This is a genomic window from Halanaerobaculum tunisiense (assembly GCF_054657635.1).
In genome coordinates, this window is sequence record NZ_BAAHYI010000006.1 from 128,030 (window position 1) to 140,122 (window position 12,093).

At 33.8% G+C, this 12,093-nt stretch carries 11 protein-coding genes and 8 tRNA genes; all 19 read left to right on the forward strand.

The annotated features are described in order from the left end of the window. Positions 1-30 precede the first annotated feature (30 nt). Positions 31-438 carry a hypothetical protein gene (locus ACYQ3D_RS07265; protein ID WP_459837445.1) on the forward strand — a complete coding sequence of 136 codons (408 nt, stop codon included), beginning with the start codon at positions 31-33 and terminating at the stop codon, positions 436-438. A 103-nt stretch (positions 439-541) separates the two neighbouring features. Beyond that, positions 542-880: a hypothetical protein gene (locus tag ACYQ3D_RS07270; RefSeq protein ID WP_459837446.1), complete on the forward strand. Its 339-nt coding sequence runs from the start codon at positions 542-544 to the stop codon at positions 878-880. A 67-nt stretch (positions 881-947) separates the two neighbouring features. Then, positions 948-1,430, forward strand: a complete 483-nt coding sequence (locus ACYQ3D_RS07275) for a cell wall hydrolase (RefSeq protein ID WP_459837447.1) — start codon at positions 948-950, stop codon at positions 1,428-1,430. A gap of 12 nt (positions 1,431-1,442) precedes the next feature. Next, positions 1,443-2,879 (forward strand): PepSY1/2 domain-containing protein, encoded by a 1,437-nt coding sequence (locus tag ACYQ3D_RS07280; protein WP_459837448.1) that lies wholly within the window; start codon positions 1,443-1,445, stop codon positions 2,877-2,879. 149 nt (positions 2,880-3,028) lie between these two features. Then, positions 3,029-3,104 (forward strand) — tRNA-Val (locus ACYQ3D_RS07285). A gap of 120 nt (positions 3,105-3,224) precedes the next feature. Next, positions 3,225-3,301, forward strand: a tRNA-Asp gene (locus ACYQ3D_RS07290). Between the two features lie 7 nt (positions 3,302-3,308). Beyond that, a tRNA-Phe gene (locus ACYQ3D_RS07295) sits at positions 3,309-3,381 on the forward strand. A 7-nt stretch (positions 3,382-3,388) separates the two neighbouring features. Beyond that, positions 3,389-3,461 (forward strand) — tRNA-Gly (locus ACYQ3D_RS07300). A gap of 6 nt (positions 3,462-3,467) precedes the next feature. After that, positions 3,468-3,543, forward strand: a tRNA-Cys gene (locus tag ACYQ3D_RS07305). Further along, positions 3,544-3,631 (forward strand) — tRNA-Leu (locus ACYQ3D_RS07310). It abuts the tRNA gene before it with no gap. 107 nt (positions 3,632-3,738) lie between these two features. Next, positions 3,739-3,827 (forward strand) — tRNA-Leu (locus tag ACYQ3D_RS07315). Continuing rightward, positions 3,828-3,903 (forward strand) — tRNA-Val (locus ACYQ3D_RS07320). 216 nt (positions 3,904-4,119) lie between these two features. Beyond that, entirely contained in the window at positions 4,120-4,458 is a 339-nt protein-coding gene (locus ACYQ3D_RS07325; protein ID WP_459837449.1) for an ArsR/SmtB family transcription factor, read from the forward strand. Positions 4,459-4,488: 30 nt separating this feature from the next. Beyond that, positions 4,489-4,824 (forward strand): CGGC domain-containing protein, encoded by a 336-nt coding sequence (locus ACYQ3D_RS07330; protein WP_459837450.1) that lies wholly within the window; start codon positions 4,489-4,491, stop codon positions 4,822-4,824. A gap of 38 nt (positions 4,825-4,862) precedes the next feature. After that, positions 4,863-5,969 (forward strand): cysteine desulfurase family protein, encoded by a 1,107-nt coding sequence (locus ACYQ3D_RS07335; RefSeq protein WP_459837452.1) that lies wholly within the window; start codon positions 4,863-4,865, stop codon positions 5,967-5,969. A gap of 875 nt (positions 5,970-6,844) precedes the next feature. Then, positions 6,845-7,951: a group II intron reverse transcriptase/maturase gene (gene ltrA, locus ACYQ3D_RS07340; RefSeq protein WP_459835761.1), complete on the forward strand. Its 1,107-nt coding sequence runs from the start codon at positions 6,845-6,847 to the stop codon at positions 7,949-7,951. Between the two features lie 2,057 nt (positions 7,952-10,008). After that, the gene (locus tag ACYQ3D_RS07345) at positions 10,009-10,215 is read left to right on the forward strand and encodes a hypothetical protein (protein WP_459837453.1); all 207 of its coding nucleotides are present in this window, start codon (positions 10,009-10,011) and stop codon (positions 10,213-10,215) included. Between the two features lie 16 nt (positions 10,216-10,231). Then, positions 10,232-10,516, forward strand: coding sequence for a spore coat protein (locus ACYQ3D_RS07350; RefSeq protein WP_459837454.1), 285 nt, complete (start codon positions 10,232-10,234; stop codon positions 10,514-10,516). A 146-nt stretch (positions 10,517-10,662) separates the two neighbouring features. Then, the gene (locus ACYQ3D_RS07355) at positions 10,663-12,084 is read left to right on the forward strand and encodes an FMN-binding glutamate synthase family protein (RefSeq protein ID WP_459837455.1); all 1,422 of its coding nucleotides are present in this window, start codon (positions 10,663-10,665) and stop codon (positions 12,082-12,084) included. Positions 12,085-12,093 lie beyond the last annotated feature (9 nt).

A 12,093-nucleotide genomic window follows, 5' to 3' on the forward strand; every position in this document is an offset into this window, starting at 1 on the left:
TAAACTAATTTTAAGGAGGAGATATACTCTATGGAAGAGAATGAAATCAATGAAGAAGACTATATTCCAGAAGCAGATGAATTAGAAGAGGAAACTAATGGGGCAATAAATATTGCTGATGAAATGGAGTCTCAGGCTAATAATAAAGGACTAATGAGAGATGTAGAGGATAAAGAAGAACACGATAGTGATTTTATCAGTTTGCAGCAAAAAGGAGAAGGTTTTAATTTCCCGACAACAGAAATAGAAACTGGCGAATGGACAAGCTTTAAAGCTGATGTGGCTGAGCAAGTAGGTAGATTTGGCGATCAGGTATTTTTAGGTTCACCAGCTAATGAGACAGATAATATGGAGTTAGGTCGGTCTGGTTTACAGGATATTATTGAGGCTTCCGAAGAGAAATTGGCTGAAAAATTAAATGATAATGATCAGAAATAATAAACAATCATCTCGCAGCTATTTTAGCTGCGAGATTTTTTATTTAATAAACTGCACCCTTAATTGATATGGCGAATAGATTGTACTAAGGAGGGAGTTAGAAATGATTTTTTCTTTAGTACAGTCTTTAAAAGAAAAAGTGGCTAACTTATTTACTAGGGAGTGTGATTGTAGAAATCAAGATCAGATTTATCTTAATTTAGATGGATTAGAGATAGATGTAGACCGTTGTTTTGCCTATGATAAGCCTCATGAAGTAACTGTGATAGTACCACGAGCTGAATTAAGAAAAAAGAGAACGACAGGAGATACAACAGAAGAGACAGAGATTTTATTAAATAGTATTACTGTTGTTCACTCACCTTATCGTCCGTCTGATGAAGGAGAAGGGCCAACTCCTGAGCCACCTGAAATTCCGCGTGATGATGAAGAGAAAAGATAAGTTTGTGAATATTAGATAAGTTAAAAACAAAAGATAATAGCGAAATTAATTAATAGGGGAGGATAAAATGAAGAAAAGGATAGGAATATTTTTAGCAGTTCTACTATTAATTGGTGCAGGTACGTTTGTTTATTATAGTGGGTCAACCCAAAATATTGAAGAATCTAAAGCTGCTGCCTCAAACTTCTGGAGTTTATCTCCTAAAGCAAGATTAATGGCTAGAACGATTCATGCCGAATCTAAAGGAGAATCATTAGTTGGACAAGTAGCAGTTGGAGCAGTAATCATGAATAGAGTAAATAGTTCTAAATTTCCTAATTCAGTTTCTGGTGTCATCTATCAACCTTGGGCCTTTACTGCAGTAGCTCGGGGTCATGTCTGGAATGAAACCCCAAGTAATCAGATTATAAGAGCTACTCTTTCTGCTTTACGTGGTTGGGATCCTACTTATGGATCTATTTACTATTATAATCCTGCTAAAGTGGAGACAAATTGGATCTATTCTAGACAAGTAACACGTAGAATAGGGAAACATATCTTTGCTAAATAAGGAGGGGTTAAGTTGAACAACGAAGGAATTGCTGATTGGTTGGATGAAAGATGGTTATTGATTTTAGTATTAGCAGTAGGACTTGCTGCTACTGGATACTGGGGTTATGATCAGTACTCTACTTTAACCCAGATAAATAGTGAATTAAATAATAGATATGAGAATGCATTCCAGGGATTAAATAATAATGTTGATTCCTTAGAGGAAGAATTAGGGGCTTTAGTAGTCTCTGATTCTGCTAATAATTTATCAGTTAACTTATCTAATACTTGGAAGTCCTCTCATTCTGCTCAAGAAGATTTAGGAAGTATGCCTTTGAATAGTGATGCTTTAGATAATTTAAAAGGATTATTGCATAATGTTTCTCGCTACACTAATTATCTGGATCGTAAAGTAGCTGATAGAACATTAAAGCAAGAAGAAAAACAGATGCTAGCTAAATTTCGCCAGCAGATCAAAGTTGCTAATAAGGATTTAGAGACAGTGCATAATAAAATGGAAAAGAATGATTTTAAATGGTATAATAAAAAGAGAATCAATATTGAGAAAGGAGAGAAAGAGTATTCCGCTAGTCCTTTATCAGGTTTAGCTAAATTAGATGGTAAGATTGAATTAACAGGAATTCAAGATGATTTAAAATCAGTAGTACCTGATAATGTGATGCAGGTTAATAAACAAGATGTGGTGACTGGTTTATCTGAATTAGATGGAGATGAGGTAGGAAAAGAAGAAGCAACTAAGATTGCCCAAAGGTATATTAATAACCCTGAACAATATGATTACGAAGTAGTAGACCAAAATCAGGTTGAATTGGAAAACGGAAGAACTGTAAGAGCTAATCTTCCGGCTCATTTTGTGAGAGCAACTAGTAAACAAGATGAGGATAGAGTCGTCCAAATAGATGTAACTAAAAAAGGAGGACAAGTAGTCTGGTTGCTACACCAGCGAGATGTAGGAGATAAACAAGTAGATAATAATACAGCTAAGAAGAAAGCTACAGAGTTTTTAGCTAATAACGGTTACGATAATATGATGTCTACGTCAGCTAAGAGTTTTAACCGGGTACTGATCAATTCTTTTGTTCCGGTGCAGAATGGAGTGTTAATCCAGCCTGATTCAGTAAAAGTAGAGGTAGCACTGGATAATGGAGAAGTGATTGGATTTAATGGGATTGATTATGCACTTCATCACGAAAAAAGAGATTCTGCTAAATTAGAACCAGAATTGAGTAAAGAAGAAGCTAGGAAGAAAGTAAGTAATAACCTTCAATTAACTAAAAAACCTATATTAGCCTTAGCTGAGGTAAGAGGAGAAGAGAAATTGTGTTATGAATTTATTGGTGAAGTAAAAGGTGGAGGTAAGAAATATAGTGTTAAGATCGATGCTAAAAATGGAGAGGAATTGAGCATTAAGACTATTGATGATGATATTTATACGATTGGTGATTAATTTAACCTTTAATTACTAGTTTAAGAGAGTAAACAATAGTTTGAACTATTTAAATCAGTTTAATCAACTATTTTAATTAAAAAAATACTTGACCTTTGCCCCCTGTTTGTGTATACTATTAGACGGTGCGTAAGAGAGAGACCCCATTAGGGCGAATAGCTCAGTTGGGAGAGCACCTGCCTTACAAGCAGGGGGTCACAGGTTCGAGCCCTGTTTCGCCCACCATTAAAACTAGTTTACAATTGACAATTGACAGTTAAAGTCAAACCCATAAAAATCTTGTTTTAATTTTGAGTAAAGATTTTAACTGTAAACTATACACTGTAAATTGTCAACTAATATTGTGGGGACGTGGTGTAGTTGGTTAACACGCCGGCCTGTCACGCCGGAGATCGCGAGTTCGAATCTCGTCGTCCCCGCCATAGAAGTGGCGAGATAGCTCAGTTGGTAGAGCAGTGGATTGAAAATCCTCGTGTCCCCGGTTCGAATCCGGGTCTTGCTACCCTTGTGCGAAAGTAGCTCAGTTGGTAGAGCGCCTCGTTGCCATCGAGGAGGTCGCGGGTTCAAATCCCGTCTTTCGCTCCCTTTGGTGACATAGCCAAGTTGGTAAGGCAGAGGACTGCAAATCCTCCATCCCCCGGTTCGAGTCCGGGTGTCACCTCCAGCCGGAGTGGCGGAATTGGCAGACGCATCGGATTTAAAATCCGGTGGGCCTAGTGCCCGTGTCGGTTCGAGTCCGACCTCCGGCACCATTAAATAATTTATAATGTACAATTGAGAATTGACAATTAAAATCTTAAAATAGAAATTATCTGAATTCTGTTTTATAGATTTTAACTGTAAATTATCAACTAAATAGGCCGGGGTGGCGGAACTGGCAGACGCATCGGACTTAAAATCCGGTGGACCTTTGTGTCCGTGTGGGTTCGAATCCCACCCCCGGCACCAGGGGATATAGCTCAGTCGGGAGAGCGCTACGTTGACATCGTAGAGGTCAGTGGTTCGAACCCACTTATCCCCACCATTTATAAAGCATTGAAATATAAAGGATTAAGACCTGTCACTAAGACAGGTTATTTTTATTTTTTGGGGATAATAGCGGTCATTTTGTAGCCAAACCTATTATTTATTGATTTTTATTATTTTATTTAATATAATTATAACCAGTAATAAAGTATTTAATAAATTACTTAATTATTAAATAAAACAATTCAAATAATACTAATAAAGGGGGTTAAAGATGGATAATAAAAGAAGATTATATGAACTACATGCTGAAATTTGTAAAGCGATTGCTAGTCCTAAAAGAATTGAAATTCTTTATCTTTTATTAAATGAAGAAAAGAATGTTAGTAAACTAGCTCAAGAAATGGAAACAAGTACAGCTAATGTTTCTCAGCATTTATCAATACTTCGGGAAAAGAAGATTGTTTGTACTAGGAAAGAAGGGTTAAATGTATTTTATGAAATTTGTAGTCCTAAGATGGTGGAAGCTTTAGAAATTATGAAAGAAGTGATGTTAGAACAGTTATCAGAACAAATAGATATTTCACAGAAGATTCTTTCGGAAGAAAAATAAATCATTATATTAAGAACAGGAGGAGATATAATGTCAATTAAGGTAGGTTTGATTAGATGTCAACAAACTGAAGAATATTGTCCAGCAACAACATGTTTATCTTTTGCAAAAGAAGGAAAAGGTGGTTTTGAAGAATTAGGACCAGTAGATATTGTAGGAGTAATCACTTGTGGTGGCTGTCCAGGTAAAAAAGCTATTAAAAGAGCAGCAATGTTAAAAGAAAGAGGAGCTGAAAAGATTGTTTTAGCTTCTTGTATTTTGCGGGGAACACCTAGTGATATTGATTATCCTTGTCCTTTTGGTAAAAGAATGCAGGACCTGATTGAAGAGAAGACAGGACTTGAAGTTATTGAATGGACACATTAAAATTCTTTTAAAGAGAATTTATAAGGGAGGGAACTTTAATGATTTATTTAGATTATAATGCAACTACTCCAATAGATAAAAGAGTGGCTAAAGCAATGGAACCATATATTTATGATATATATGGTAATCCTTCTAGTGATCATGAACTTGGGAAGAAAGCAGCGAAGGCTGTTAAAAAAGCAAGAAGTCAAGTTGCAAATCTTTTAGGAGCTACTTCTGAAGAAATAATATTTACTAGTGGAGGTAGTGAATCAAATAATACAGTTATTAAAGGTGTAGCTGAAGCTTATCAAGATCAGGGAAATCATATCATTACTTCTCAAATTGAACATCCAGCAATAATTAATGTTTGTAAATATTTGGAGAAGAAGGGTTTTGAGATTACGTATTTACCTGTAGACACCTATGGAATGGTCGATGTTGAAGATGTTCGCAATGCAATAACTGATAAAACAATATTGATTACAATTATGCACGCTAATAATGAAGTGGGTACAATTCAACCACTAAAAGAAATTAGTAAAATTGCTCACAAGAAAGGAATTTTAGTACATACTGATGCAGCCCAATCAGTTGGTAAAATTCCTACGAAAGTTGATGAATTAGGAGTTGATTTTTTATCAGTTGCTGGTCATAAGTTATATGCTCCGAAAGGAATTGGAGCTTTATACATTAGAAAAGGAATAGAGATAGAACCTTTGATTCATGGTGGAGGTCAAGAGTTTGGGAAGCGGGCAGGAACTGAGAATGTTATTTTTGAAGTTGGGCTAGGAGAAGCTTGTGATGTGGCTAATGATGAACTTAATAGTAATAAATTAAAGAAGTTAACAGATTATTTTTATGATTTATTAGTTAATGAATTTAAAGATAATATAATTCTTAATGGTCATCCTGAGAAAAGACTTCCTAATACATTAAATATAAGCTTTAAAGAAATGAATGGATTAGAAGTATTAAATGAGTTAGATGATATTGCTGTTTCAACTGGTTCTGCATGTCATTCTGGAAAGAAAGAACCTTCAAGAATATTAAAAGCTATGAATATTGATGATGAAATAGCTATGGGAGCAGTAAGATTTAGTTTGGGTCGTTATACTACAAAAGAAGATATTGATAAGGTAATGGAACAATTAACTAGCTTTTAATAAATTATGGTAGTTGAACTTAATAAAACTAATCACTTTAAACACCTAGATTATCTAGGTGTTTTTTTTATGTGTGCTCTGTAGATTATGAAAATAGTAGATGAGAATTCTATCCATGCTGTTTTCGTCGTATCGGTGTGTGAAACCAATAGTAACAGGGTGTCTATCGTGAGATAGAATCTGAAGAGTTTGAGGTGAATAGTCAGCCTAAAACAATATGTGAACCGTCGGTGGCATTTAGTAGTGGCGATTCACCATAAAAATGAAGAAGTCCAATGTCGACTTGGGGGATGCAGGTGGCTCTGGATAAAAAGCGAGATAACGAGAGTGTCCATGTCGAATTACTAGGTGTGATTATGGTTGGGATGGCTATAATAGTTTTCGTAATTGACCAGAGGAGTCTCTAATATAGTTCTGTATAGAAATCTATAGAGATAAATGATGGTATAACCTAAAATGGGAAAGCCAGAGTGAGGATATATTAGAGTTCAGAAGCTATCATAGTAGCGAAAAAAATCAATGAAAGTTGATTACAGTGAAGGATAGTCAGGTTATTGAAGTTAAGAATAGACTGTCAATGATATCTTAATAAGAATGGTTTAGACGCTATTAAAGATAGTGAGCTCTAAAAGAAATATAGACAGGAAATAATAACTGAAAATATGATGAATTTAGGGAATACCATGACTTAAGTAGTAGTGAACTAAGAGGTGCGATTGGTGAGAGCCTAAAGACGTGCTTAGGAGTACTATGAAGATAAGGGTTAAGATATCGAGACAGGAAAGAAAGAACTGGTAAGTAGTGAAATTAGGATAGGTGAAAAAAATTTTCGAACCTTATACAGTCTGAAAGATTTAATCACAGATAAATGGCGAATGCATAAGGCAGGACAAAAAGTGCTGGCTAATGGTGGTTGTGGTGGAATTGATAATGTAAGTATCAATGAATATAGAAATAACTATAAACTGAATATGCAAGAATTATATAGGCAGTTAAGAGAGGATAGATATGAGCCACGACCAGTACTAAGAACGTATATCTCAAAAGAAAATGGAGAAAAGAGACCACTAGGGATTCCAGTAATTAAAGATAGGATTGCCCAACAAGCAGTCAAACAAATCTTAGAAATATACTTTGAGAGATTGTTTTGTGAATGTTCTTTTGGATTCAGACCTAACAGATCAACCCATGATGCAATAGAGAAAATAGAAGAATATAAACAGCAAGGTTACGATTGGGTAGTAGATGCAGATATAAAATCTTATTTTGATACTATAAACCATGATTTATTAATGGATTTTATAGTAGAATATATAAGTGATGGATGGGTATTAGACTTAATTAGATCGTGGCTAACTGCAGGAGTCATGACCGAAGAAGGAAGAAAAGAGACTAAAGAAGGAACACCTCAAGGAGGTGTGATCTCTCCTTTATTAGCTAATATCTATTTACATTACTTTGATAAGAAGATGACTCGAAGGGGATATAAACTAGTTCGCTTCGCTGATGATTTTGTAGTATTGACCAAAAGTAAAGATAAAGCCAAAAGAGCATTACAAGTAACTCGTCAGATAATAGAAAATGAATTAAAATTAAAACTCCATCCTGAGAAGACAGTGATAACAAACTTTTATGATGGGTTTAAATTTCTAGGATTTAGATTTCATCATTGGTATTATAAAAGTCCAAGAGATAGAGCAATAAATAACTTTAAAGATAGAATAAGAGATATAACTAGAAGAAATAGACCTCAGAAATTGGAAATAATAATTGATGAGTTAAATTTAGTACTAAAAGGCTGGGGACATTACTTTAAAATAGGCAATATCAAAACATTATATAGGAAATTAGATAAATGGATAAGAATGAGAATACGTTCTTTCATAGAAGGAAAGAAAGCGATAATTCATCAGAATTATCGCTTATCGAATAAGTTTTTAAGAGAAGAAGGACTAGATTCACTGCTTACTGATGTGCTGTAATCGAGAGTGAAATATACATCTATGGTAACATAGAGTCGCTGACTTACTCTCTGATATGGAGCACCAATAACCGAAAGCTGTATACGGGAAAACCGTTCGTGCAGTTTGATAAGGGGTCCCAGCTGTGAAGCTGGTCCTACTTTATTAGATTAATTTTATTTAACGATTTCTAAGTAGATGCATATTATGTATTGAAGAAAAAAGAGGAGGTGTAAATAATGGGGGATTATGGAGGCTATGGAGATAATGGAGTATTTGTTATCTTCTTAGTTTTAATTTTATTACTGTTAGGTGGCGATTATAATTATTAAAGATAGTGATAGGGTGCTAGTTCCCCCTATTATTATTTTTGAATTTGCTAGGTTGTTTAATAAAAAAATGGAGTGAAAGCGAAAGAAGTTTTACTTTTGTAGACCATCCTATTTAAATAGGATGGTCTTATTTATTAACATATTTTACATTAGCTACATAATATATACCAAAGAAAAAAGGAGGAGGTGTCAAACAATGGCAGGATATGATGATGGAGCTTTTGTTGTATTCTTAGTTTTAATCTTGTTATTGTTAGGTAACGACTATAGTTAATTTATTAAAAAAATATTTTAGTGGAGGTGAAAATAGTGGGTGATTATGGAGATTATGGAGGTAATGGATCATTTGTAATTTTCTTGATCTTGCTTTTATTATTCTCAGGCGGCAAATATTAAAAATATAAATTAAAAAGGAGGTGCAAAATAATGCCTGGTATATTAAATGGCTTCTTTAATGGGGATGATGAAGAAGTATTTGTTGTATTCTTGGTCTTGATTCTGTTACTTTTAGGTAATGACTATAGTTAATTCAAATCTTAGTAAAGAGCCAGGAAAATATTCTCCTGACTCTTTACTAATTTTATTATTTTATTTTTAGTAATTTATTAAATATAATATCAGTATTATTTTCTTATCCTAAGGCTCGTTTTATATTTAATCCAACTTATATGAATATGTTAAGACCTCGTTATAATAATGAGAAATTAATTAAAGTATTAAATTCTGTTTTCCCTACTGATTTATTACTTAGTCAATTAGATCATCGTGTAATTATACCTGCTTTTCGAACTATTAGCTCTGATTCAGGAACTTGGCGATAAATATTTTTTAATAATTTTCCTGAATCTGATACTAAAGATGAAACTGTAACTAAAGTTGCTCTTGCTAGTAGTGCTACTCTAAATTATTTTCCTGCTTATCAAAATCACATTGATGGAGGAGTCATAGCTAATAATCCTAGTATAGTAGCTATTGCAATTGCTAATAACCAAAAATTTAGACCAATTAAATGTTTAAAATTCTTACCCAAGGTAGTGTTCAAGCAGATGTTTGTGTTAGCTCTCAATTATTAGGAGCGAGGTTTTATCGATTAAATCCAGTTTTATAAGAACCAATTGGTCTTGATGAATGTACCCAAATTCTTAGGTTAGTAATTTTAGCAGAAAACTTTGATCTTACTTCAACAATCAACTGGATTAATCAGAAGTGGTTTTAATTTACTTAATGGAGATTAAAAAAATTAAATTTTGATTAGTCAACCATCCTATGAGAAGGATGGTTGTTTAATTATTAAATAACTTTTCTGACCCCAACAATAATAAGATAAGAATTAAAAATAAGATATATGCTTCTGAATTGTCGTAAATACTTTTCTGATTATTCATAGTAGGCACCTCCTTTTTAATTATAGTTTATGAATATATTGTATTTATTGTTAATAATTGAAAAATATCTTAACCAAACTAGTATTTTTGTTAACATAAATTATATTAATTACATAATATATATTAAACAAAAATAGGAGGTGTTATATATGGGCGATTATGGTTATGGAGATAATGGAGCATTTGTTGTATTTTTAATTTTGATTTTATTACTATTGGGGAATGATTATTAAGAATAAGGAAAAGGGCTTAGTTTTAACTAAGCCCTTTTATAATTTATATATTAGCAATAACTGAAATTGGGAATATATAATAATCGATAGTTTGAGTAATGATAATATTAGTAAGGAGGAATTCAAATATGGATCAATTAACTCAAGGAGAACTAAAGGAGATTAAGGATCAGATGAGTACTACTGCTCTAGCGATGAAGAAATATCAAATTTATCAACAGGAAACACAGGATAGTGAATTAAAACAGATTTTTCAAGAAGGGGAACAACTGCATCATAATCAATTGCAAACACTATTAGACCAACTGAGAAATTTCAATGGTCAAGAACAATAATCAGGGAGGTAAAATAATGAATTTAAAAGAGCAAGAGATGGCTCAGGATATGTTACTAATGATGGAACAAGCAATTCAAACTTATACAAAAGCAGAATTAGAAGCTGCTAATAAAGAATTAAGAGAAGTATTTCATAGTTTACATCAAGATCTAGAAGAATTACATACTAAATTATTTAATATAATGGAAGCAAAAGGTTGGCAGCAAGTAGGAGTAGCTAGTCAACAAGAAATTGAGAGTGAGATTATTAACTGGGAGCAGAAAGGATTAAAAGATCCTGAAATAGAACCAATTGAATAAAATTAATAATTGAGAATTGACAATTGATAATTAACCCCTGAAACCTTATCAAAACAATAGTTTTTAATTATCAATGTTTTTTTTATTTTAAAATTGGATATCCATAGTATTTAGATTTAGTTAAGTTTAGAAAGGGGGAAATAGAAGTGTTTGAAAAATTTACGAATAAAATAATGATGGGTATGATGAATAATATGATGGATCAGATGATGGAAGGGATGATGGAGGAACCCTATACAGAGAATTTATTTTCTTTTGTTACAATCATGCAGAAATTATCTCCTAGAGCAATTATAGAAGCAGGTATGCGAGCAGAATCGGGTAAACCAATTCAGCGTCCATTAGGTAGTCCTAATGTTTTATCAAAGTGGGAAAAGTTATTACTAAATCCTGTTCATTTATCTAAACTGCCAACTCAAGATGGAGTGGAAATCCAAACTGGAACTACTATTGGCCCTCAAGCTGATAAGCCTCTTAAGCTAGAAATCCCAATTTTAATTACTGGAATGTCTTATGGAGGAGCATTAAGTATCAAAGCTAAAACTGCCTTAGCAAGAGCTTCGGCTAGGGCCGGGACTGCAACTAATTCTGGAGAGGCTCCTTTAGTTGATGAAGAACGAGAAGAAGCTAAGTATTTTATTGGTCAGTATAACCGAGCTGGTTGGATGAATAAACCAGAGCAATTAAGTCAACTTGATGCAATTGAGATTCAGTTAGGGCAAGGAGCTCAGGCCGCTGCTCCTATGGGGATGTCTTCTCATCAGATTGGAGAAGATTTACGCCAAGCTAAAAACTTAAAACCAGGTGAAGATGCTGTAATTCATACTAGATTAGCTGGCATGGACAAGCCTTCCGATTTTATTGATATTGTGATAGAATTAAAAAATGATTACGGTGTACCAGTAGGTTTAAAGTTTTGTGCTACTCATTATTTAGAAAAAGAGTTAGAGGTTGCAATTGAAGCTGGAATAGATTATGTAGTAATTGATGGTGCTGAAGGTGGAACTCACGGCGGGCCAACTACCTTAGAAGATGATGTTGGATTACCAACTCTCCATGCTTTAGCCCGGGCAGTTAAGTTTTTAGAAGAAAAAGAAGTTAAAGATAAAGTCTCAGTCATTGCTTCGGGAGGATTAACGACGCCCGGTCACTTTCTTAAAGCAATGGCTTTAGGAGCCGATGCAGTCTATATTGGTTCAATTGCTCTAATGGCCTTACTGCAAACACAAATGAAGGAAGCCTTGCCTCAAGAACCACCTCCTCAGATTCCATTGTATTTAGGGAAGTTTAAAGAGGATTTGGATGTAGAAGAAGCTGCAGAGCATTTAGCCAAATTTTTAAAGTCTTGTACAGAAGAAATGAAGTTAACTACTTATGCTCTAGGCAAGACTGATTTAGCTCAAATAAATCGGAAAGATCTTGTTTGTGTGGATAAAGAGTTAGCTCAAGTGTTAGATGTCGATTATGCTGGTTATCCCCGCTTAGATACCAGTCTTAAAACTGAATCTAATGTTGGCCCAGAAGTTATGGAGGAAGAAACTGAAGTAGAACAACCTACTGTCCATTAAAAGAATAGG